Raw genomic sequence first — 21916 nt, forward strand, 5'->3', positions numbered from 1 at the left:
CATGGATCAGCCCACCCGCACCGTCACCGCGCCGACGACGACCGTCGGTCGGGACCGCCCGGTGCGTCGGGAACTCGGCGTGGCCAACGCCCTCTCGCACGGCTTCCTGCTGCTCTGGGGCCTGCTCACCGTCCTGCCGCTGCTGTGGATGTTCATCAGCTCGTTCAAGACCAACGGCGAGATCCTCGCCGACCCGTGGGGCCTGCCCGGGGCGCTGCACCTGGACAACTGGGCGCGGGCCTGGACCGGCGCGCACATCGGCCGGTACTTCCTCAACAGCCTGGTGGTGGTGACCGGCTCGGTCAGCCTCACCATGCTGATGGGCGCCACCGCCGCGTACGTCTTCGCGCGGTACGAGTTCCGTGGCCGCCAGGTCGTCTACTACCTGTTCGTCGGCGGTCTGATGTTCCCGGTGTTCCTCGCCCTGGTGCCGCTCTTCTTCGTGGTCCGCAACGCCGGCCTCTTCGGCACCTGGACCGGGCTGATCCTGGTGTACGCGGCCTACTCGCTGCCGTTCACGGTGTTCTTCCTGACCGCCTTCTTCCGGACCCTGCCGACCTTGGTGGCGGAGGCCGCGATGGTCGACGGCTGCGGGCACTTCCGGCTCTTCTTCCGGGTCATGCTGCCGATGGCGCGACCGGGATTGATCAGTGTCGCGATCTTCAACTTCCTCAGCCACTGGAACCAGTTCCTGTTGCCGCAGGTGTTGATGCAGGGCGACGACTCCAAGTGGATGCTGGCGCAGGGGCTGTTCGCGCTCTCGGTCAGCCAGGGCTACGCCGGCGACTACGCGCGGCTCTTCGCCGGGCTGAGCATCGCGGTGCTGCCGGTGCTCGCGGTCTACGTGGCCTTCCAGCGGCAGGTGCAGTCCGGCCTGACGGCGGGCCAGCTCAAGTAGCCCGTGGCCACGCGCGGTGGTCAGGGAATGGGGAAGAGGCGGGCGTGCAGGGCGGCCGGGTCGGTGACCTCGGGCAGCTCGCGGGCGGCGAGCCAGGCCGCGGCGGCGGCCCCGTCCCCGGCGGTGCGCAGCGGCGCGTCCGGCCAGTGTCGGGCGATCTCGGTTCGGACGGCGGTGGCCAGCGGGGTGTCCGTGGTGAGTAGCCCGCCGCCGAGCACGATCGGTGTCACCGCGCCGGCGGGGCGGATCCGGCTCACGCTCTCGGCCAGATGCGCGGCGGCCTCGGCGATGAGTGCGACGGCGACGGGTTCACCGTCGTCGGCGGCGGTCACCACCAGCGGCGCCAGCCGGGCCAGATCGATGGGGGCTCGTCGGGTCACGGCCTGGACCGTGGCGTCCACGGTGTCCCGGGGGCGGGCGGCGACCTGGCCGGTGCCGAGCAGCTCGGTGAGCACCGCCGTGGCCAGCCTGCCGGGGGTGTGTCCGGCGTCCAGATCGGCGAGCAGCCGGCGCACCGACTCGCGACCGAGCCAGAAGCCCGAGCCGGCGTCGCCGAGAAGCCAACCGTGCCCGTCGGCGATCCGGTCGAGCCGCAGATCGTGGACCTGGGCGGTGATCGCCCCGGTGCCGGCGATGAGCACCGTTCCGTCCGGGGCGGCGGTGCCGGAGGCGTAGGCGACCAGGGCGTCGCCGTGTACCGCGTACGGGCAGCGCAGGCCGGCGTCGTGCCAGGCCTGGTCGAAGGCGGCCCGCCCGGCCGGGTCGGCGAGCAGCCGGGCCGCCCCGGCCAGCCCGATGGTGCCGGCGACCACCCGCGTCGGGTCGACGTCGGCGAGCGCCCCGCGCAGCGCGGTCAACAGTTCGGTGGCGGCGCGCTCGGCGCCGTGGCTGGTGGGGTTGCCACCGCCGGCCCGGCCGGTGCCGACGCGTTCGCCGGTGAGGGCCAGGGCGGTCGCCCGGGTGGACGTACCGCCGACGTCCAGACCAACCACGACGGTGTCGGGCATCGGCACTGGTCTCCTCGCGATGGGCGGCCATTGGGGCCTGTTCATGCTGGTCGGCGCGGTCGCGCGGAGCAAGGGCCGGCGGGCGCGGCGGGCTGTGCCCCAGGTAACAGTTTGAAAACTTCGCCCACAGTCTTGACACGGAGGGCCGTTCAGTAAGAACTTTTACCACTAACAGTTAACAGTCTTTTCGGAAAGGTGAGGCGACCCATGGTTGATCACGAGGTGGACACCGCCGCGGGGACCGCGGTGGTCGACGCCGACGCGATCGACCGGCGGAACGCCCTCGGATCAGCCTCCGACGGGGTGCTCGCCCGGGTCCGCAACGGGCTCGGCGAACTGACCGGCGCGCTGCGTCGGGTCGCCGAGCACGTGCTGAGCGACCCGGAGGCCGCGGCCCGCTCCACCATCGTCGAGTTGGCCGAGCGCAGCGGCACCTCACCGGCGACCATCACCCGCTTCTGCCGGGCGATGGGCTTCGAGGGGTACGCCGACCTGCGGCTGGGCATCGCCTCCGAGACCGGCCGGGCCCGCTCGGCCGGCTGGACCGTCGATATCGGACGCGAGATCCAGCCGAGCGACCCGCTCGCCCGGGTGCTCGACCAGATCATGGCCGCCGACACCCGGGCCATGCACGACACCGCCTCCCTGCTCGACCTCGCCGAGGTCGAGCGGGCCGCGGTGGCGATCGCCGGTGCCAGCAGGGTGAACATCTTCGGCGCCAGCGGCAGCGCGTTGGTCGGCGAGGAGATGCAGTTCAGCCTGCACCGCATCGGAGTGGCCGCGTGGGCGTGGAACGACGTGCACGAGGGTCTGGCCAGCGCCGCGCTGCTGCGTACCGGAGACGTGGCGCTGGGCATCTCGCACACCGGACAGACCCGCGAGACGATCGAGATGCTCGCCGAGGCGGGCAGCCGGGGCGCCACCACGCTCGCGCTCACCGGCTTCCCCCGCTCACCGTTGGCTGAGCTGGCCGACATCGTGCTGCTCACGGCCAGCCAGGCGACCACCTTCCGGCCGGACGCGCTCTCCGCCCGCCACCCCCAGCTGGTGGTGCTCGACCTGCTCTACATCGCCGTCGCCCAGCGCACGCACGACCGCGCGCACGCGGCCTTCCGGCGTACCGCGCAGGCCGTCGACGGGCACAAGGCAGCGAAGGGAGCCCTCTCATGATCAGCGCCCAGGGGTATGCGGACGCCGTCCGCCCGGTGCTCGACCGGCTGCTCGACTCGGAGGCCGACGGGATCACCCGGGCCGCCGATCTGATCGCCGACAGCCTGCGCGACGGCGGCGTGCTCCAGGCGTTCGGCGCCGGGCACTCCGAGGCGTTCGCCGCCGAGCTGGTCGCCCGGGCCGGCGGGCTGGTCCCCACCAACCGACTCTCGGTGCGGGACCTGGTGATGCACGGCGACGCCCCGCGCGATGTGCTCGCCGACCCGAAACTGGAACGCGACCCCTCCATCGCCCACCAGATCTACGCGCTCGCGGCACCCCAGCCGCGCGACGTGTTCGTGGTGGCGTCCCAATCCGGCATCAACGGCTCGGTGGTCGAGCTGGCGGCGCTGGTCACCGAGCGCGGTCACCCGTTGATCGCGGTCACCTCGGTCGAGCACACCGCACGGGTCGCCCCACGGCACCCGTCCGGGCATCGGCTCGCCGACCTCGCCGACGTCGTGCTGGACAACGGCGCGCCGTACGGCGATGCACTGCTGCCGCTCGAGGGCGGCGGCGCGGTCTGTGCGGTCTCCTCGGTCACCACGGCGCTGCTCGCGCAGCTGCTGACCGCGGAGGTCGTACGACGGTTCCACCAGGCCGGGGAGGTACCCCCTATCTACCTCTCCGCCAACGTCCCCGGCGGGGACGAGCACAACCTCGCCCTCGAGTCGCGGTACGCCGGGCGCCTCCGGCGTACCGCTTGACCCGAATTCCACAAGGAGAGACGACGATGTCGATTACCCCCGAACACCCGGCCGCACTCGACCGTCGCACGGTGCTGCGTCGCGCCGCCGCCGTGGGCATGCTCGCCACTCCGGCCATCGGCCTGCTCGGCGCCTGCGCCACCAGCAGCGGCGACAATGATAACGAGCAGGTCGCCGGCGGCACCAAGAGCGCGAAGAACCCGCTGGGCGTCAAGGAGGACGCCCCGATCGAGGTGATCATCTTCAACGGCGGCTACGGTGAGAAGTACGCCACCGACGTGCACGAGCCGCTGTACAAGACGGCGTTCCCCAAGTCCGAGGTCAAGCACCAGGCGACCCAGGCGGTCTCCACGGTGCTCCAGCCGCGGTTCGCCGGCGGCAACCCGCCGGAGTTCGTCAACAACTCGGGCGAGAAGTTCCTCGACTTCGGTGCGCTCGTCAACGACGGCCAGCTGCAGGACCTCACCGAGCTGTGGGACGCGCCGTCGGTCGACGACCCGAGCAAGAAGGTCCGCGACACCGTCATCCCGGGTGTTGTCGAGCAGGGCATGTTCAACACCGCCGACGGGGGGCGCAAGCCGTTCGTCCTGTACTACGTCTCGACGGTCTACGGCATCTGGTACTCCGGCAAGCTCTTCAAGGACAACGGTTGGACGGCGCCCACCACCTGGGAGCAGTTCAAGGCGCTGTGCGAGCAGATCAAGGCCAAGGGCATCACGCCGTACGGCTATGCCGGGTCGAACGCGGCCTACTACCAGTGGAACGTGATCCTCACGCAGGCCGCGAAGATCGGCGGCACCGATGTCCTGAAGAACATCGACAACCTGGAGGACGGCGCCTGGAAGCAGGACGCTGTCAAGCAGGCTGCGGAGGCGTGGGCCGAGATCGGCGCGAAGTACTCGGACAAGAGCTTCGAGGGGCTCAAGCACACCGACGTGCAGCTGCGGCAGAACCAGGGCAAGCTCGCCTTCTACCCGTCCGGCGACTGGCTGGAGAACGAGCAGAAGAAGGACACGCCGGCGGGCTTCACCTACCAGCTCATGCCGGTGCCCGGCCTCACCGCGTCGGACAAGCTGCCGGCGACCGCTATCCGGGCGGCCGGTGGCGAGGGATACTTCGTCTCGTCCAAGAGCAAGAACCCGCGTGGCGGGATGGAGTACATGCGCCAGATGCTCTCCAAGGCGGGCGCCCGGGGCTTCACCGAGACCGTCGGTGCGGCCACGGTGGTGCCGGCCGGCAGCGAGGGCTTCCAGTTCCCGCCGGGTGTCGCCAGCGCGCAGGCTGCGCTGAAGGCGGCCGGCAAGGACGTGTTCAACATGCTCTTCGACAACTGGTACAAGGAGCTCGACACGGAGGCGCGGACCGCCACCAACGAGCTGATGTTCGGCCGGATCAACGCGGACGCCTTCGTGGAGCGGATCCAGAAGCGCGCCGACGCGATCAAGAAGGACAGCTCCGTCGTCAAGTTCAAGCGCTGATCGGAGCGTAGGGATCATGCGGCACGGCAAGTACCCATTCGTGATCGGGTTCCTGTTCGCCCCGGTCGCGCTGTACGTGACATTCGTGATCTGGCCGTACGCGCAGGCGTTCCAGATCTCGATGACCAACTGGCGGGGGCTGTCCGCCCCGCAGTGGGTGGGCTTCGACAACTACCGGAGGCTGCTCGACGACGGGGCCTTCTGGAAGGCGGTCCAGCACCACGGCGTACTGCTGCTTGCCCTGCCGCTGATCACCATCGCCATCGCGCTGTTCTTCGCCTTCCTGCTCAACGTGGGCGGCAAGAGCAGCGGCGGCCAACGTCAAGGGGTCTGGGGGGCGAAGTTCTACCGGGTGGTGTTCTTCTTCCCCCAGGTCCTGGCGGTGGCGGTCATCGCGGTGCTGTTCCAGACGGTGTACCGGCCGAACGAGTCCGGCCTGATCAACGGTGTGTTGATGAAGTTCGGCCTGGAGCCGATCCTCTTCCTGGTCCGGCCGAACCTGGCCCTGTGGTCGATCATCGGGGTGCTGGTCTGGCAGGCCGTCGGCTTCTACGTGGTGCTCTTCTCGGCCGGGATGGCGTCCATCCCCGGTGAGATCTACGAGGCCGCCGAGATGGACGGGGCGTCGAAGGTGACCCTGTTCTTCCGGGTCACCCTGCCGCTGCTGTGGGACACCCTCCAGGTGGCCTGGGTCTACCTCGGCATCGCGGCGTTCGACTGCTTCGCCATCGTCGCCGTGCTCTCGGTCGACGGTGGCGGCCCGGACGGTGCCACCACGGTGCTGGCGATGGAGATCTACCGCAACGCGTTCGTCTACTCGAAGTACGGCTACGCCTCGGCGATGGGCGTGGCGCTGTTCTTCCTCACCATCACCTTCGCGGCGCTGACGCTGCGGCTCACCAAGCGGGAAAGCGTGGAGTACTGATGAATCCGCAGTCGACGCTGCCGCCGACCCCGGCGGCGCTACCGCCGAAGACCGGTGACCCGTCCGCCCCCGCCGGGCCGGGGCGTAAGGGCCCCCGCTCGGAGGTACGGCTCTTCGCCGGTATGGGGCACGTCGCGCTCGCCGTGTGGGCGGTGATCGTGATCGTGCCGATCCTCTGGACCTTCCTCGCCGCGTTCAAGAACACCAGCGAGATCTTCAGCAGCCCGTGGACGCTCCCGGCCGAGCTGCGCTGGGAGAACTTCGGGCGGGCCTGGACCAAGGCGAACGTCGGCAGGTACTTCCTCAACAGCCTGATCGTGGTGTCGTGCAGCACGTTCCTGACCATGCTGCTCGGCTCGATGGCCGCGTACGTGCTGGCCCGCTACAGGTTCTGGGGCAACCGGGCGGTCTACTTCCTGTTCGTCTCGGGCTTGGCCTTCCCGGTCTTCCTCGCCCTGGTGCCGCTCTTCTTCGTGGTGAAGAACCTGGGTCTGCTGGACACGCACACCGGCGTGGTGCTGGTCTACACCGCGTACTCGTTGCCGTTCACGGTGTTCTTCCTGGCCGCGTTCTTCAAGACGCTGCCGTCGTCGGTGGCGGAGGCGGGGATGATCGACGGTTGCGGGCACACCCGGTTGTTCTTCCAGGTGATGATGCCGATGGCGAAGCCGGGTCTGATCAGCGTCGCGATCTTCAACATCATCGGTCAGTGGGCGCAGTACCAGCTGCCGCTGGTGCTGCTCTCCAACGCCAAGGACAAGTGGGTGCTCACCCAGGGCATCGCCGACATCTCGGTCAACGCGGGCTACGAGGCGGACTGGTCCGGGTTGTTCGCCGCGCTGACCATCGCCATCCTCCCGATGATCATCGTGTACGCGGTGTTCCAACGCCAGATCCAGGCCGGCCTCACCTCCGGTGCGGTGAAGTAGGGCCCGTCACCGCTCGTCGATCTGGGTGTGCCAGGAGTGCCAGAGCGCCGCGTACGCCCCGTCGGCAGCCACGAGCTCGTCGTGGCTGCCGATCTCGGTGATCCGGCCGTCCGCCAGCACGGCGACCCGGTCGGCGTCGTGCGCGGTGTTGAGCCGGTGCGCGATCGCGATGACGGTCCGCCCGACGAGCACGGCGGCCAGCGCCCGTTCGGTCCGACGGGCGGTCGTCGGATCGAGCGCGGCGGTCGCCTCGTCGAGGATCAGCGTGTGCGGGTCGGCGAGCACCAGCCGGGCCAGCGCGAGCTGCTGGGCCTCGGCCGCGCCGAGTTGCCGGGCCCCGTCGCCGAGCTGGGTGTCCAGGTCGTCGGGCAGCTCGGCGTACCAGTCGGCACCCACGGTGACCAGCGCGGAGCGCATCTGCTCGTCGGAGGCGTCGGGCGCGGCGAAGGACAGGTTGTCGCGTACCGAGCCGATGAAGACGTGGTGCTCCTGGGTCACCAGGGCGATCCGGCGACGCCGCTCGGCGGGGTCGAGGTCGGTGACCGGGCGACCGCCGATGCTGACGACGCCCTGCCGCGGTGCGTCGATCCCGGCCAGCAGCCGGGCCAGAGTGGACTTGCCGGCACCCGACGGACCGACGACGGCGAGCCGCTCACCGGGTTGCACCTCCAGATCGATGCCGTGCAGCACGTCCTGCCCGCCGGAGTAGGAGAACCGCGCCCCCCGGACGACCAGCCGCTCGCCGCGTGACGAGGCCGTCGTGCCGGGCGGCTCCGGCGGGACCAGGCCGACGCCGAGCACCCGGGCGTACGACGCGAAGCCGCGCTGCGCCTGCTCCGTCCACTGCAGCAACCGGTCCAACGGGTCGATCGCCTGTTGTAGGTAGAGCGCGGCGGCGACCACCGCGCCGAGCGAGACCAGGTCCCTGGAGAGCAGGTAGCCACCGACGAGCAGGGTCACGGCGATCGGCAGCGGGTAACTGGCCTCGACGACCGAGAAGAACACCGTACGCAGCGCGAGGGTCGCCCGTCGGGCCCACCAGACCCGGGTGATGCGGGCGGTGCCGTGCCGGATCCGGTCGTCGGCCAGCCGTAGCGCCTCCACGGTGCGGGCACCCTCGGCGGTGGTGGTCAGCGTTTCGGTCAGTTCGGCGGCCGCCGCGCCCTCGGTGAGGTACGCGGAGCTGGCCCGCCGCAGGTACCAGCGGGTCACCGCCACGATCGACGGCAGCCCGGCCAGCGCCGCCAGCCCGAGCAGCGGATGCAGCAGGAAGACCGCGCCGAAGAGCAACGTCAACTGCACCGAGGCGATGACGATGGTGGGCACCACGTCCCGGACGGTGGTCCCGACCGTCGCCACGTCGACCGAGCTGCGGGTCGCCAGGTCACCGGAGCCGGCGCGTTCGACGACCGAGACGGGCAGCCCGAGGGTCCGGCGCACGAACTCCTCGCGAAGCTCGGCGACGGCTCGCTCCCCGAACCGGTGGCCGGCGTACTGGGCGTAGCGGGAGAGCAACGCGCTGACCAGGACGCATCCGGCGATCGCCAGCGCCAGTCGGTCCACCGTGGCCACGCCGGCGCCCGCGGTGACCCGGTCGACGATGGTGCCGAGCAGCCAGGGCGGGGCGAGCCCCGCGACCGCGGCGGCGCTGTGCAGCGCCAGCACGAGGCCGACCGCCCGGCGGTGCCGGCTGATCATGTCCCGCAGCGCTCGGCGTACGGTGCGGCGGTCGGCGACAGGCAGCCGGCTCACCGGTACGCCCCCTCGGTGTCGGCGGGCCGCTCGATTCCGGGATCCTCGCTGCCACGGGCCACCAGGTGCCGGTAGCCGGGGTCCTGGTCGAGCAGGTCGGCATGGGTGCCGGTGGCGGTGATGCGGCCCGCGCTCAGGTGCGCGACCAGGTCGGCCCGGCCGAGCAGCAGCGGCGACGTGGCGATCACCAGGGTGGTCCGTCCGGCCCGCGCGGCACGCAGCCGCTCGGCGATCCGCGCCTCGGTGTGCGCGTCCACCGCCGACGTCGGGTCGACGAGGATCAGCACCTCCGGCTCGGCGAGGAGCGCCCGGGCCAGGCGTACCCGTTGGCGCTGACCGCCGGAGAGCGTCCGGGCCCGGGTGTCGAGCGGGGTGTCCAGCCCGGCCGGCAGGGCGTCGACGATGTCCTCCGCCGAGGCGGTCCGCAGCGCCGCGCCGATCCGTTCGTCGTCGGCCCCGGCTTCGGCCGCGTGCAGGACGTCCCGCAGTGTCCCGGCGAAGAGGTACGAGTCGTGGTCGGCGACCAGGATCCGGGCGCGGACCTCGTCCAGGGCGATCCCGGTCAGCGGGACACCGCCCCAGGTGGTGTCGGCGGCGACGTACCGGCCGAGCCGGTCGGCCAGGGCCACGGCGGCTGCCGGGTCGTCTGCGGCCACCCCGGTCAACCGGCCGGCGCGCACGGTCAGCCCGGTCACCGGGTCGTGCAGGTCGGCGGGGCCGGCCGGCGCGGTTACGGCGTCGGGCCGGCGCGTGCCCGGAACCGAGCCCGGCCACCGACGACCCGGGCCGCCGACATCGTCGGGTGTCACGTTGAGCAGGTCGGCGATCCGCCGGGCCGCGACCCGACCCCGGATCAGCTGGTGACTGCCCTCCAGCAGGAACCAGACCGGCACGATCAGGGTCGCCACGTAGCCGTAGACGGCGACCAGTTCGCCGACCGTGACGTCACCGGTCACCGCCATCCGGGCCGTCAGCCACACCACCGCCGCGAGGAACAACCCGGGGATGGCGACCGTCGCCGCGTCGATCCAGCTGATGACCGCGCCGACGCGGTAGCCCTCGGCGCGCAGGTCCTGGGATCGGGCCGCGTACCGCCGAGCGAACAGGTCCCGGCCGCCGACCCCGGCGAGCACCCGCAACCCGGCCACGATGTCGCCGGATCGGGCGGTGAGCGCGCCCTGCTGTCTCCGGTAGATCGACTCCGCTCGTTCGAGTCGGCGCAGCAGTGGCCCGACGACCAGCCCGACCACTGGCACTCCCAGCAGCACACAGAGCGCGAGCATCGGGGAGATCGACCAGAGCACCACGGCGATGACCCCGTACGCGACGACCGCACCGACCCCCGGCCCGGTCAGCGTCAGCACCTGCGCCGCCCAGTCGATGTCGGAGCCGCCGATGGTGGACACCTCGCCCCCGGCGACCCGGCGCGGCAGCACCGCGCCGATCCGGGACAACTGGCGCAGCAGGATTTCCGCCGAGCGGGCCTTGGCGTCTTCCCGGATGAAGGTCATCGTGCGGTGCCGCATGATGCCCAGGAATGACAGTGCCACGCCCGCGACGACGATCGCCGCGACCCAGAACGCCAGGGCCCGGGTGTCGCGTGCGCGCAGGCCGTCGTCGACGGCGCGGGCGATCAGGTAGGGCCGGGCCGACAGCCCGACCATCCAGGCCGTCCCGAGCAGGCTGCCGCGCAGCACCCGCCAGGGTTGGCAGCGGACCAGCCACCACAGGTATCGCATCGGACCGCGAGTGTCCGGAGTGCCAGGATCGGGATGCGGGATCTGCGGAGGCACCCCGGTCACGCTACCGGCCGGCTCCGACACCCCACCGACCGGACGAACGTAAGGTGCGCCTCCTTTCCTGTCGGAGGGGAGAGGCAGAATCACGTTCGTGCTGGTGGCGGTGGTGTCCGACGAGCGGGGCGGGGGAGTGCTGTGCCCGCTGGACGCCATCGGTCGGCCGGTCGGCCCGACCGAGACCGTCGCCGATCTGGTCGCCGCGGTCGCCGCGCGCGAGGCCGCGGAGCACCCGCGCTGGGTCTGGTCGACCGCCGCCTCCGTCTACCCGGCGCTGCTGCGCGCCGGCGTCCGGGTCGACCGGTGCCACGACGTGGAGTTGACCGAGGCGCTGCTGCTCGGGCACGCCGGCCGCTGGGGCGAGCCCCGCTCGCTGGCCGCCGCCTGGGCCCGGTTGACCGGCGCGGCGGTGCCGCCGGACCCGCCGCCGCGCGCCGCCGCGCCACCCGGGCACGGCCAGGGCGCGCTCTTCGACACGCTGCCCGGCCCGCCGGGCCCGGGCATCGAGGCCCTGACCCAGGTATACGCCGACCAGCTCGCCCGCATCGCCACCACCGAGCATCCGGGCCGGTTCCGGTTGCTGGTGGCCGCCGAGTCGGCGGGCGCGCTGATCGCGGTGGAGATGGGTGCCGCCGGGCTGCCCTGGCGTGCCGACGTACACGACGAGATCCTCACCGAGCTGCTCGGCGAGGCGTCCCCGGTCGGTGGGCCGCCGCGCCGACTCGCCGAGTTGGCCGCCCGGATCGCCGATGCCTTCGGTGTACGCCGCCTGCACGCCGACTCGCCGGCAGAGCTGTTGAAGGCGTTCGCCCGGGTCGGGGTGGAGCTGCCCAACACCCGGGCCTGGGTGTTGCGCGGGGTGGACCATCCGGCCGTGCCGCTGGTGTTGGAATACAAGGAGCTCTACCGGATCTGGACGGCGCACGGCTGGTCCTGGCGCGAGCAGTGGGTGCGCGACGGCCGGTTCCAGCCGGAGTACGTGCCGGGTGGGGTGGTCTCCGGCCGCTGGGCCACCCGGGGCGGCGGTGCGTTGCAGATCCCGAAGGTGATCCGGCGTGCGGTGGTGGCCGATCCGGGCTGGCGGTTGGTGGTCGCCGACGCCGGTCAGTTGGAGCCTCGGGTGCTCGCCGCGGTCTCCGGCGACGCCCGGCTGGCGGCGGCGGGCGGCGCTGGTGACCTCTACGCCGCGCTGGCCCGTGACTCGTTCGACGGCGACCGGGCCCGGGCCAAGGTGGCCCTGCTCGGTGCGATGTACGGGCAGACCGGCGGTGCCGCCGTGCCCGCGTTGGCGGTGCTGAAGCGCAGTTACCCGACGGCGTTCGGTTACGTGGAGGCGGCGGCCCGCACCGGTGAGGCGGGTGGGTTGGTGCGGTCGTGGCTGGGGCGGACGTGCCCGCCCGGTTCGGCTGGCTTCGGTGATCCTGACGAGGTGCCAGCCGACCCGGACGGGGCGGCCGACCCGCACAGTCCCCGAGCCCGTGCCGCCCGGTCGCGGGGGCGCTTCACGCGCAACTTCGTCATCCAGGCCACCGCTGCGGAGTGGGCCTCCACATTGCTGGCCACGCTGCGGACGGAGTTGTCCGGCACCGACGCCGAGCTGGTCTTCTTCCAGCACGACGAGGTGGTCGTGCACGCCCCCGCCGATCAGGCGGACGCGGTCGCCGAGGCCGTCAACCGTTGCGGCGAGCGCGCCTCCGCGCTGCTCTTCGGTGCGACGCCGGTCCGGTTCCCGCTGGACCTGTCCATCGTCGGCTGCTACGCCGACGCGGCGTGACCGGCGCGGCGTCCGTGTCCGGGATGGTGTCGCCCCGGGTCTCGTCGGCGTCGTCCTGATCGTCGGAACAGGTCACGGCGGCCGTCCGGTGCATAACGGTTGTGCTATTTCTCCTTTTCGCCCCGCCACCCCCGGCTGGCCGTCCTCGTTGCAGTGTCCGTAGGAGGGGACGGACCGGTCACGGTCGGTCCCGTGCTGGAGGGGGCGCAGCTGAACCGGATCGCAGGAATGATCATCGCGGCGGGCGGGGGACGACGGATCGGTGGTCCCGAGGCGCTGCTGCACCAGGGCGAGAAGCCCCTGGTCAACCAGATGATCGACACGATGACCGAGGCGGGCTGCGAGCAGATCGTGGTCGTGTTGGGTGCCGCCGCCGATCAGGTCCGGGAGACCGCTGATCTCGGCAAGGCCACCGTAGTGATCAACAAGGCGTGGGGCACCGGGGTCGGTTCGTCGATCCGGGCCGGCCTGGCCGCCATGGACGACGAGGGAATCGAGGCGGTGGTGGTGGTCCCCGTCGACATGCCGGGCCTGACCGCCGTGGCGGTACGCCGGGTGGCCGCGCTGCCGTACCCGGACGTGCTGGTCTGTGCCACCTACGACGGGTTGCGGGGCTACCCGATGCTCTTCGGCCGCCGGCACTGGCCCGGCATCGCCACCCTGGCCAGCGCCGACGTGGGCGCCCGGCCCTATCTGCTGGCGCACAAGGACCAGATCGTCGACATCGCCTGCGATTCGGTGGCCGATGGCAGCCGGGTCGACACCCCGGAGTTGATGGCGCTCTACGGGCTCACCGTCCCGCCGCAGCGGGTCGGGGTCTAGGCGGGCGAGGGGGCGGGAGTGCCCGAGTGCGACGACGGATCGGACGCCGAGGTTGTCGAGCACCGCTGCCACCCGGTCCGCCTGGTCGGGCACCTCGTACGACGGCGAGGCCGGAGACCGGCCGCAGCCCGGGAGGTCCACCCGGATGACGTGGTGGTGGCCGGCGGGCGCAGGCACCACCGGATTCCAGGAGGCGCCCGAGAACCCCGATCCGTGGATCAGCAGCAGCGGCGGCGCCTCCCGCGGACCGTCGTGAACCACGTGCATGCCCTGCGACTGCGCAACGTCGTACTCGCTCATGGGAACGACGATGCCCGGGCCGCCGGTCGTCCGTCTTGGACAAATGTCCTCGGGTCCGGGGTCTAGGAGGCGTTGCGTGGCGCCTCCCGGAATGCGTGATGCCTGTGCGTCATCAAGATGACGCACAGGCATCACGCTCGTCAGGACATGGCCGTCAGTCCTGCGACTGGTCGAGCTTCCCGGTGGCGGCGAGCCGCTGGTACCAGTGGGCGCTGTCCTTCCAGGTGCGGACCTGGGTGTCGTAGTCGACCCGGATGATGCCGAAGCGGCGGTCGTAGCCGTAGCCCCACTCGAAGTTGTCCAGCAGCGACCAGACGAAGTAACCGCGCACGTCCGCACCCTGCGCGCGGGCGTCGGCCATCGCGCCGATGTGCCGGCGCAGGTAGTCGATCCGCCGGTCGTCGTGGATCCGGCCGTCGGCCGACACCACGTCGTCGAAGGCCGCACCGTTCTCGGTGATCATCATCGGCTGGTTCGGGTATTCGCGGTGCAGGCGCAGCAGCAGCTCGGTCAGGGCGGGCGGGTCGATGTTCCAACCCATCGCCGTGTACGGGCCGGGCTGCGGCAGGAAGTCGACGTTGTCGGCGGCGACCCACGGCGTCGAGGTGGAGGCACCGTGCCCGTCGGCGTCGGAGCGGGCCGACACCCCGTCCCAGGCCCGGACCAGGGTGCTGGAGTAGTAGTTCACCCCGAGCACGTCCAGGGGCACCGCGATCAGCTTCTCGTCACCGTCGCGGACGAACGACCAGTCGGTGACCGAGGCGGTGTCGGCGAGCAGGTCGGCCGGGTACGCCCCGTCCAGCATCGGGCCGAGGAACGCCCGGTTGGCCAGCGCGTCGATCCGCCGTACCGCGTCCTGGTCCGCGTCGGAGTCGGACGCACCCCGGATCACGTGCAGGTTCAGCGTCACCGACAGCTCGGCGGCCGGGGCCAGTTCCCGCACCACCCGGCCCGCCAGGCCGTGCGCCAGGTTGAGGTGGTGCACCGCGGCCAGCGCCGCCGCCGGCTCGGTGCGACCCGGCGCGTGCACCCCGGAGGCGTAACCCAGGTACGCCGAGCACCACGGCTCGTTCAGCGTCGTCCAGGTGTGCACCCGGTCACCCAACGCACCGACGATGCCGGCCGCGTACTCCTGGAAACGCAGCGCGGTCTCCCGCGCCGCCCAGCCGCCGCCGTCCTCCAACTCCTGCGGCAGGTCCCAGTGGTACATGGTCGCCACCGGGCGGACGCCCCGCTCCAGCAACCCGTCCACCAGCCGGGAGTAGAAGTCGATGCCGGCCTGGTTGAACCGACCCGAGCCGCCCGGCTGCACCCGCGGCCAGGAGATGGAGAACCGGTACGCGCCGAGCCCGAGGTCGGCGATGTGCCCGAGGTCGTCGGCCCAGCGGTGGTAGTGGTCGGCCGCCACGTCGCCGGTGTCGCCGTTCAGCGTCCGACCGGGTGTGTGGCTGTAGGTGTCCCAGACGGACGGCCCGCGCCCGTCCTCGGTGACCGCGCCCTCGATCTGGTACGCCGCCGTCGCCGACCCCCAGACGAAGCTCTCCGGGAAGTGGTGTTGCGTCATCGTTCAGTCCCCTGGATCTCGCAGCTGTAGCCCGTCGAGGTGCCGGCGACCAGTTCGGCACTGGCCGTCCCACCCTCGTAGCGCACGTCGAACTCGGCGCCCGGCCCGTCCCCGGGTGACGGTACCCGTACCCGGGTCTGTTGCCCTTCGGCCGGTGCGTACAGCCGCAGCCGCACATCGTCGGCCCACTCGTAGTCCGGTCGGTCGTTGCGGGCGCCGAACGGGATGACCGCACCCGGCCGTGCCAGCACCGGCAGGCTGTCGAACCCGTGCTTCTCGGTGACCCACGCCGGGCCGGTGACCTGCGCGCCCGTGACCAGGTGCGTCCAGGTGCCCCCGGGCACGTAGTAGGTGACGTCACCGTCGGCGCTGAGCACCGGGGCGACCAGCACGTCCGGGCCGAGCATGTACTGCCGGTCCAGGTGGGCGGCGGCCGGGTCGTCCGGGAACTCCAGGATCATCGGTCGCATCATCGGCGTCCCGTCGCGGTGCGCCTCCTCGGCGGCGGCCGCCAGGTACGGCATCAGGCTGAGTTTGAGCTGGGTGAAGTGCCGCAGCACGTCGACGGCCTCGGCGTCGAACGCCCACGGCACCCGGTACGAGCCCGAGCCGTGCAGCCGGGAGTGCGAGGAGAGCAACCCGAAGGCGACCCACCGCTTGAACACCACCGGGTCGGGGGTGCCCTCGAAGCCGCCGATGTCGTGGCTCCAGTAGCCGAAGCCGGAAGCGGCCAGGGACAGCCCGCCGCGCAGTGACTCGGCCATGGCGACGAAGGTCGACTCGCAGTCGCCGCCCCAGTGCACCGGAAACTGCTGCCCGCCGGCGGTGGCCGACCGGGCGAACAGCACGGCCTCGCCCTTTCCACGCTCGGTCTCCAGCAGCTCGAAGACCGCCTTGTTGTAGAGGTACGAGTAGTAGTTGTGCATCCGCTGCGGGTCCGAGCCGTCGTGCCACACCACGTCGGTCGGGATGCGCTCACCGAAGTCGGTCTTGAAGCAGTCGACGCCCATGTCCAGCAGCGCCTTGAGCTTGCCGGTGAACCAGCGGACCGCGTCCGGGTTGGTGAAGTCGACAAGCGCCATGCCGGCCTGCCACTTGTCCCACTGCCAGACCGAACCGTCGGGGTTGCGCACCAGGTAGCCGGCCTGCCGGCCCTCCTCGAACAGGTACGAGCGCTGCGCGATGTACGGGTTGATCCAGACGCACACCTTCAGGTCGCGCTCGTGCAGCCGGCGCAGCATCCCCTCGGGGTCGGGGAAGGTCGCCGGGTCCCAGACGAAGTCGACCCAGTGGAACTGGCGCATCCAGAAGCAGTCGAAGTGGAACACCGACAGCGGCAGCCCGCGCTCGGCCATCCCGTCGACGAACTCGGTCACCGTCTTCTCGTCGTACGAGGTGGTGAACGAGGTGGACAGCCACAGCCCGTACGACCAGGCGGGGATCCGGGCCGGACGACCGGTCAGCGCGGTGTAGCGGCGCAGCACGTCCTTCGGCTTGGGCCCGTCGATGACGTAGTAGGTGAGCGACTGCCCCTCGACACTGAACTGGTTCTGCGTGACGACCTCGGAGCCGACCTCGAACGACACGTGCTCCGGGTGGTCCACGAACACCCCGTAGCCGGCACTGCTGAGGTAGAACGGAACGTTCTTGTACGCCTGCTCGCTGGCGGTGCCGCCGTCGGCGTTCCAGATGTCGACGGTCTGCCCGTTCTTGACGAACGGGCCGAAGCGCTCGCCCAACCCGTACACCGTCTCGCCGACACCGAGGGCGAGCCGTTCGTGCACGTGCGGGCGGCCCTCGGCGTCGGTGACGATGCCGACGCTGCGCCCGGTGGACCCGGTGAGCAGCCGGTCGCCGTGCAGGAAGTCGACCCGCCACCCGTCGACGAGCGCGACCCGTGCGGTCAGCTCGCCGGTGGTCAGCGTCGCGCTGATCCCGGTGATGTCGACGGTGACCGGGTGCGTCTCGTCGGTGCTCAGCCCGAAGTGGGGCTCGCGGGGCAGCCCGCCGGTGTGGTGGGCGATGGTCACCCCGACGACGCCGGGGGCGGGGGAGAAGAACCGGACGGTGACCAGGGGCCGGTTGAGGGTGTCGCCGCGTCCGGTGATCTGACCGGTCGGGGCGAAGACGGTGAAACCCCGTTCGTCCGGCTCGACCGACTCGACGGTGCCGGGGCGCAGGACACTGACACCGGGGCGCAGTTGCCAGTACCCGTCGGTGAACTTCACTTCTCGGCTCCTGCCGTGATGCCGCGCGCCAGAGTGCGCTGGAAGATGAGGAAGAAGAGGATCGCCGGCACCAGGCTGATCAGCGCGCCGGCGTTGGTGGTCGGAGCGTCCATCAGCCGGTCGCCCTGAAGCGACGCGAGCGCGACCGGGATGGTCTGCGTCTGGTTGTCGATCAGCATGACCAGCGGGATGAGGAACTCGTTCCAGGTCCAGATGAAGAAGAAGATGAGCAGCACCGCGAGGGTGGGCCGCAGGTTGGGGAAGACCACCCGCCACAGCACAGTCCACTTGCCGGCACCGTCGAGCGCGGCGGCTTCGAGCAGCGAGCGCGGGAACGTGCCCAGCACCGAGGCGAGCAGGTAGGTGCCGAACGCGCTCTGGATCACGGTGAAGATGATGATCACCGCGAGTCGGGTGTTGTAGAGCCCGACCTCCTTGGCCACGTAGTACAGCGGGTAGATCAGCGCCTCCTGCGGCAGCATGTTGGCCAGCAGGAAGAGACCGACGATCCAGAGCCGCCCGCGGACCCGGCCGATGCCCAGGGCGTACGCGTTGAGCAGTGACACGGCGACGCCGAGCACCGCCACGGAGCCGGCGATGAGCGCCGAGTTCCAGAGCTTGAGCGGGAAGTTCACCTCGGTCCAGTAGGTCCGCAGACCCTTGGTGTAGAACTCCGTCGGCCAGCTCAGCGGGCCACCCGACGAGTAGTCACCGGGCGACTTGAACGCGTTGAGCAGCATGAACGCGAACGGCACCAGCATGGCGAGGGCGGCGAGCGTGACCAGGGTGAGCACGACCCAACGGCTCGCGCCGCGGTGGTGCCGATCGCGTACGGGCCGACGCGGCGCCACCGGTGCGGTGGTCGGAGTGAGTGTGACGGCCATGTCAGAACCCCCGGTCCCGGCGCTCGCTGCGGGCCTGCATCCAGATGAAGACCACGGCCACCACAACGATGATCAGTGTCAGCACGGTGGAGATGGCGGAGCCGTAGCCGACCTGGAGCTTCTTGAAGAACGTGTAGTACGCGAAGTACGACGGCACGTTCGTGGCGTTCTCCGGGCCGCCCCGGGTCAGGGCGAAGATCGGCCCGAACACCTTCAGGGCGGCGATGGTGCAGGTCAGGGCCACCACGAAGGTCTCCGGCCGGATCTGCGGGAGGGTGATCGCCCGGAACCGGTGCAGCCAGTTCGCGCCGTCGACCTCGGCCGCCTCGTACAGCTCCGGGTCGACCCGTTGCAGCGCCGCCATGAAGACGACCACCGGGTAGCCGATCTGCACCCAGATCATCACCGCCATCACGGCCGGCAGAGCGGTGTCCGGGTCGCCGAGCCAGTCGTGGCGTAGCGCGCCGAGGCCGACCGCGTCGAGCAGGCTGTTGAACGCGCCGTCGGGCCGCAGGATCCAGCCCCAGACGATGCCGGCCACCACGACGGGGAGCACCTGCGGGAGGTAGAAGGCGGCTCGCAGCGCCGCCGCGGTGCGGGGCTTGAACCGGCGGCCGATGACGTCGAAGAGCACCGCGGCGAGCAGCAACCCGAGCAGGGTGGGTACCACCACCATCGCGACGAGCATCCACACGGTGTTGCGGAACGACGCCCAGAACACGTCGTCCTGCAGCAACTGCTGGTAGTTGTCCAGGCCGACCCAGGTGGGGTCGCCGATGCCGGACCACTTGGTCAGCGACAGGTAGAGGGTGCCGACCAGCGGTGCGCCGATGACCAGGACGAAGAGCACTGCCCCGGGGAGCAGGTAGAGCCAGTACGCCGCGTTGCGGCCGCGACGTTTGCGGCCGGGCGTGGGCTGGGTGGGGGTCGCCGCCGGCTGCGCGGTGGCGAGGGTCTCGGAGACTGCCATGGAAGATCCTTCCCGGCGGGGCGGGCGGGCGCGCCGGTCGTACCGGTCGCGCCCGCCGCTCGCCGTGTCACTTGCCGGTGATCTCCTTGACGCCATCGGCGTACGGCTTGGCGATCGAGTCGAGGACCTGGTCGGGCGACTTGGAGCCGTTGATCAGGCCCTGGAAGCCGGCGACCAGCACGTCGTAGTAGCCGGGAACCGGCCAGTCCGGGTAGAAGGCGAGCCCGTCCTGCTTGCTGACCGTGTTGAAGTCCTCGATCAGCTTGCGGTCCTTGGGGTCGCTGATCTTCGCCGGGTCACCGGCGACCGGGACACCACCGTTGTTGCCGATCAGGTCCTGGATCTCCGGACGCAGGGTGATGTCGATGAAGTCGTACGCCAGGCTCTTGGCCTTGCTGTTCGCCGGGACCACCCAGAGGTTGCCGGAGGAGCCGGCCTGCAGGGTGTTGCCCGGGAAGAGGAAGGTGTCCCAGTTGGCCTTCATCTCGGCCTTGAACCGGCCGTACCACCAGCTGCCCGAGACGATCATCGGAACCTTGCCGCCGATGAACGCGGTGCCCATGTCCTCGGCCTTGAGGCTCGCCGAGTCCTTGGCGACGTAGCCCTTCCTGACCCAGTCGGCGAAGGTGTCCGCGCCGTACTTCAGCGGGTCGGCCTTGAAGTCGACCGGGTTCTTGTAGAGCTGGTAGTTGTCGACGAACTGCCGGTCGGCCTTCGACAGGGCGAGCTGGTAGAAGAGCTGACCGGCCGGGTACTCGGCGCCGGCCATGCCCAGCGGGGTGACGCCCTTGCCGACGAAGGTGTCCATCGCGGCGGTCATCTCGGACAGGGTGGTCGGGACCTTGACGCCGTTGCGCTGGAACAGGTCCTTGTTGTAATAGACCGTGACGTACTCGCCGTAGTTCGGCACGCCGAACCAGTTGCCCGAACCCATCACGCCCTTGTCGCTGTACCGGGCGGTGGTCTGCAGGCTGGGGCTGAGCTTGCCGGCCCAGCCGCGCTTGTCGGCCTCGGCGCTCAGGTCGGTGAGCAGGCCCTGGGAGGAGAGCAGCCCGGCGGTCGCGTTGCCCTTGTTGTACTCCATGATGTCCGGGCCTTCGGACGAGTTGATGATCATGCCAGCGTTCTGCTGGATCTGTTCGAACGCCTTGCGCTCGAAGCGGACCTCGACGCCCGGGTGCTCGGCCTTGAAGATCTCGATCGCCCGGTTCCAGCCGATCCCCATGGCGCTGTTCTCGCTCTCGTAGTGCCAGAGCTTGAGGGTCTTGGCCCCGCTGTCGTCCTCGCTGTCACCACCGCCGCAGGCGGCCACGGTGGTCGTCGCGGTCGCGGCCAGGGCGATCGCGGCGACGATCCGGCGGAATCGCTGCATTGCTATCCTCCTCGTTGAGTATCTAGCCGGTACTTCACTGGGTCCGTCGTCGCGTTGCAGCGCGGCGGCGGGCCGTTTTCGCTGGTCAGCCCCCGTCGGTCGAACTGGGACCGGAGGTGGCCAGTGCCGGCCGTCGTGGCGCGGCGGTCGATCCCCGGATCTCCAACGCGCACGGCAGCAGTTGCTGGTGACGTTGGTCGCCGGGACCATCCAGGTGGCGCAGCAGCGCCTCGATCGCGATCCGGCCGAGGGCCGAACCGGGTGACGTCATCGCGGTCAGCGCCGGGGTGGCCAGCTCGGCGACCTGCGGCGAGGTGACCATCGAGACGACCGAGACGTCGTCGGGCACCGACATCCCACGGCCGGTCAGCTCGCCGAGGATGCCGAAGATCGCGGTCTCGTTCATGGCCAGCACGGCGGTCAGGTCCGGAGCCTGCGCGAACGCGGCGGCCAGAGCGGCACGCCCGCCGGCGGCGCTGTCCTCGGCGGCGATCATCACCGGGTCGAGAGCGTGCCCGGTCATCGCGGCGACGAAGGCGTCCCGGGTGCGCAGCGCGGGCCCGTAACCGCTGGCCAGTGTGGCGGCGGAGTGGTTGACGTAGACGATCCGCCGGTGCCCGAGGCCGACCAGGTGCGCGACGGCCTCCCGGACGGTCTGGTCGAAGTCGATGTCGACGTAGGAGAGGGTGCCGGTGTCGCCGGTGCGGCCGATCAGCACCAGTGGCACGCCGGCCTCCTGGAGCACGGTGACCCGTTCGTCGGCGAGCTGGACCTCCATCAGCACGACGCCGTCGAGCATCCGCTGGCTGGCCAGCCGACGCAGGTCGTCGAGGTCGCCACCGCCGACCGGCGAGAGCACCAGGTGGTACCCGGCAGCGCTGGCCGCGGCGGCGGCACCGGTGACGAAGGCGGTCTCGGTGGCGCCGAGGCCGCGCTCGTCCATCGGCATCAGCAGGCCGAGGATCCGGCTGCGCCGGCTGGCGAGGCCACGGGCCATCGCGTTGGGCTGGTAGTCCAGCTCGGCCATCGCGGCGAGCACCTTGTTCCGGGTGGCCTGGGAGATCGGCCGGGTGCCGGTGAGCACGTACGAGACGGTGCTGACCGAGACGCGGGCGAGGCGGGCGACGTCGTGCATGGTGGCCACCGCGCACCTCCTCCGGCCTGGCGTGGGATCGCTCCCGAACCTTCGTCGAAACGCTTCGACGAAGCGGTTCGACAGGACGCTAGGCCACCTGTTACGGCGCCGTCAATAGCCGATGTCCAAAAGAAGTCGGGCCGCCGCGTGGAGGTGACCGGCGCGG

17 protein-coding genes and 1 pseudogene are annotated in these 21916 nt (G+C 70.9%); 8 read left to right on the plus strand and 10 right to left on the minus strand.

Annotation, left to right across the window (positions count from 1 at the left end):
* Position 1: 1 nt before the first annotated feature.
* Entirely contained in the window at positions 2-898 is an 897-nt protein-coding gene (locus ACQEUX_RS02245; RefSeq protein WP_433049527.1) for a carbohydrate ABC transporter permease, read from the plus strand.
* A 20-nt stretch (positions 899-918) separates the two neighbouring features.
* On the opposite strand, the gene ACQEUX_RS02250 is transcribed toward ACQEUX_RS02245, so the two are convergent.
* The gene (locus ACQEUX_RS02250) at positions 919-1905 is read right to left on the minus strand and encodes an N-acetylglucosamine kinase (protein WP_433040322.1); all 987 of its coding nucleotides are present in this window, start codon (positions 1903-1905) and stop codon (positions 919-921) included.
* Between the two features lie 207 nt (positions 1906-2112).
* Here ACQEUX_RS02250 and ACQEUX_RS02255 point away from each other — a divergent pair, with 207 nt between their 5' ends.
* Genes ACQEUX_RS02255 through ACQEUX_RS02275 form a run of 5 tightly spaced genes read left to right on the plus strand, consistent with a single transcriptional unit; the run spans position 2113 to position 7153 of the window.
* On the plus strand, positions 2113-3075 hold the full coding sequence (locus ACQEUX_RS02255) for a MurR/RpiR family transcriptional regulator (RefSeq protein ID WP_433040325.1): 963 nt from the start codon (positions 2113-2115) through the stop codon (positions 3073-3075).
* Positions 3072-3821 (plus strand): sugar isomerase domain-containing protein, encoded by a 750-nt coding sequence (locus ACQEUX_RS02260; RefSeq protein ID WP_091403970.1) that lies wholly within the window; start codon positions 3072-3074, stop codon positions 3819-3821. The genes ACQEUX_RS02255 and ACQEUX_RS02260 overlap by 4 nt, the downstream gene beginning before the upstream one ends.
* Positions 3822-3847: 26 nt before the next feature.
* On the plus strand, positions 3848-5299 hold the full coding sequence (gene ngcE / locus ACQEUX_RS02265; protein WP_433040330.1) for an N-acetylglucosamine/diacetylchitobiose ABC transporter substrate-binding protein: 1452 nt from the start codon (positions 3848-3850) through the stop codon (positions 5297-5299).
* Between the two features lie 16 nt (positions 5300-5315).
* Complete coding sequence (locus ACQEUX_RS02270; RefSeq protein ID WP_433040333.1) at positions 5316-6224, plus strand: carbohydrate ABC transporter permease; 909 nt, start codon at positions 5316-5318, stop codon at positions 6222-6224.
* Complete coding sequence (locus tag ACQEUX_RS02275) at positions 6224-7153, plus strand: carbohydrate ABC transporter permease (RefSeq protein ID WP_433040336.1); 930 nt, start codon at positions 6224-6226, stop codon at positions 7151-7153. Before ACQEUX_RS02270 ends, ACQEUX_RS02275 begins: the two co-directional genes overlap by 1 nt.
* 6 nt (positions 7154-7159) lie before the next feature.
* On the opposite strand, the gene ACQEUX_RS02280 is transcribed toward ACQEUX_RS02275, so the two are convergent.
* Together ACQEUX_RS02280 and ACQEUX_RS02285 are read right to left on the minus strand one after the other, a co-directional pair.
* Positions 7160-8851, minus strand: coding sequence for an ABC transporter ATP-binding protein (locus ACQEUX_RS02280; RefSeq protein ID WP_433049530.1), 1692 nt, complete (start codon positions 8849-8851; stop codon positions 7160-7162).
* Positions 8852-8901: 50 nt separating this feature from the next.
* Positions 8902-10644 carry an ABC transporter ATP-binding protein gene (locus ACQEUX_RS02285; RefSeq protein ID WP_433040339.1) on the minus strand — a complete coding sequence of 581 codons (1743 nt, stop codon included), beginning with the start codon at positions 10642-10644 and terminating at the stop codon, positions 8902-8904.
* A gap of 151 nt (positions 10645-10795) precedes the next feature.
* Between ACQEUX_RS02285 and ACQEUX_RS02290 the strand changes: the two genes are divergently transcribed.
* Together ACQEUX_RS02290 and ACQEUX_RS02295 are read left to right on the plus strand one after the other, a co-directional pair.
* The gene (locus ACQEUX_RS02290; RefSeq protein ID WP_433040342.1) at positions 10796-12475 is read left to right on the plus strand and encodes a bifunctional 3'-5' exonuclease/DNA polymerase; all 1680 of its coding nucleotides are present in this window, start codon (positions 10796-10798) and stop codon (positions 12473-12475) included.
* A 228-nt stretch (positions 12476-12703) separates the two neighbouring features.
* Entirely contained in the window at positions 12704-13297 is a 594-nt protein-coding gene (locus ACQEUX_RS02295; RefSeq protein ID WP_433049533.1) for a nucleotidyltransferase family protein, read from the plus strand.
* A 27-nt stretch (positions 13298-13324) separates the two neighbouring features.
* Here ACQEUX_RS02295 and ACQEUX_RS02300 read toward each other — a convergent pair.
* The 7 genes and pseudogenes from ACQEUX_RS02300 to ACQEUX_RS02330 all read right to left on the minus strand — a co-directional run.
* Positions 13325-13729: pseudogene (locus tag ACQEUX_RS02300) on the minus strand (alpha/beta fold hydrolase); the annotation flags it as partial.
* A gap of 22 nt (positions 13730-13751) precedes the next feature.
* Complete coding sequence (locus ACQEUX_RS02305; RefSeq protein WP_433040345.1) at positions 13752-15161, minus strand: GH1 family beta-glucosidase; 1410 nt, start codon at positions 15159-15161, stop codon at positions 13752-13754.
* The gene (gene yicI / locus ACQEUX_RS02310; RefSeq protein ID WP_433040348.1) at positions 15158-17389 is read right to left on the minus strand and encodes an alpha-xylosidase; all 2232 of its coding nucleotides are present in this window, start codon (positions 17387-17389) and stop codon (positions 15158-15160) included. Before yicI ends, ACQEUX_RS02305 begins: the two co-directional genes overlap by 4 nt.
* Positions 17386-18273: a carbohydrate ABC transporter permease gene (locus tag ACQEUX_RS02315; RefSeq protein WP_433040351.1), complete on the minus strand. Its 888-nt coding sequence runs from the start codon at positions 18271-18273 to the stop codon at positions 17386-17388. Before ACQEUX_RS02315 ends, yicI begins: the two co-directional genes overlap by 4 nt.
* A 1-nt stretch (position 18274) precedes the next feature.
* Positions 18275-19243: a carbohydrate ABC transporter permease gene (locus tag ACQEUX_RS02320; protein ID WP_433040354.1), complete on the minus strand. Its 969-nt coding sequence runs from the start codon at positions 19241-19243 to the stop codon at positions 18275-18277.
* A gap of 67 nt (positions 19244-19310) precedes the next feature.
* Complete coding sequence (locus ACQEUX_RS02325; RefSeq protein WP_433040357.1) at positions 19311-20615, minus strand: ABC transporter substrate-binding protein; 1305 nt, start codon at positions 20613-20615, stop codon at positions 19311-19313.
* A gap of 85 nt (positions 20616-20700) precedes the next feature.
* The gene (locus tag ACQEUX_RS02330) at positions 20701-21750 is read right to left on the minus strand and encodes a LacI family DNA-binding transcriptional regulator (RefSeq protein ID WP_433049536.1); all 1050 of its coding nucleotides are present in this window, start codon (positions 21748-21750) and stop codon (positions 20701-20703) included.
* Positions 21751-21916 lie beyond the last annotated feature (166 nt).

The organism is Micromonospora sp. CA-259024 (assembly GCF_050936255.1).
Taxonomy (GTDB): Bacteria; Actinomycetota; Actinomycetes; order Mycobacteriales; family Micromonosporaceae; genus Micromonospora.

Coding starts and splice junctions, on each gene's coding strand:
- ACQEUX_RS02245 (WP_433049527.1), top strand. CDS start 2: ATGGATCAGCCCACCCGCACCGTCACCGCGCCGACGACGACCGTCGGT.
- ACQEUX_RS02250 (WP_433040322.1), bottom strand. CDS start 1,905: ATGCCCGACACCGTCGTGGTTGGTCTGGACGTCGGCGGTACGTCCACC.
- ACQEUX_RS02255 (WP_433040325.1), top strand. CDS start 2,113: ATGGTTGATCACGAGGTGGACACCGCCGCGGGGACCGCGGTGGTCGAC.
- ACQEUX_RS02260 (WP_091403970.1), top strand. CDS start 3,072: ATGATCAGCGCCCAGGGGTATGCGGACGCCGTCCGCCCGGTGCTCGAC.
- ngcE (WP_433040330.1), top strand. CDS start 3,848: ATGTCGATTACCCCCGAACACCCGGCCGCACTCGACCGTCGCACGGTG.
- ACQEUX_RS02270 (WP_433040333.1), top strand. CDS start 5,316: ATGCGGCACGGCAAGTACCCATTCGTGATCGGGTTCCTGTTCGCCCCG.
- ACQEUX_RS02275 (WP_433040336.1), top strand. CDS start 6,224: ATGAATCCGCAGTCGACGCTGCCGCCGACCCCGGCGGCGCTACCGCCG.
- ACQEUX_RS02280 (WP_433049530.1), bottom strand. CDS start 8,851: ATGATCAGCCGGCACCGCCGGGCGGTCGGCCTCGTGCTGGCGCTGCAC.
- ACQEUX_RS02285 (WP_433040339.1), bottom strand. CDS start 10,644: ATGCGATACCTGTGGTGGCTGGTCCGCTGCCAACCCTGGCGGGTGCTG.
- ACQEUX_RS02295 (WP_433049533.1), top strand. CDS start 12,704: ATGATCATCGCGGCGGGCGGGGGACGACGGATCGGTGGTCCCGAGGCG.
- ACQEUX_RS02305 (WP_433040345.1), bottom strand. CDS start 15,161: ATGACGCAACACCACTTCCCGGAGAGCTTCGTCTGGGGGTCGGCGACG.
- ACQEUX_RS02315 (WP_433040351.1), bottom strand. CDS start 18,273: ATGGCCGTCACACTCACTCCGACCACCGCACCGGTGGCGCCGCGTCGG.
- ACQEUX_RS02320 (WP_433040354.1), bottom strand. CDS start 19,243: ATGGCAGTCTCCGAGACCCTCGCCACCGCGCAGCCGGCGGCGACCCCC.
- ACQEUX_RS02325 (WP_433040357.1), bottom strand. CDS start 20,615: ATGCAGCGATTCCGCCGGATCGTCGCCGCGATCGCCCTGGCCGCGACC.
- ACQEUX_RS02330 (WP_433049536.1), bottom strand. CDS start 21,750: ATGCACGACGTCGCCCGCCTCGCCCGCGTCTCGGTCAGCACCGTCTCG.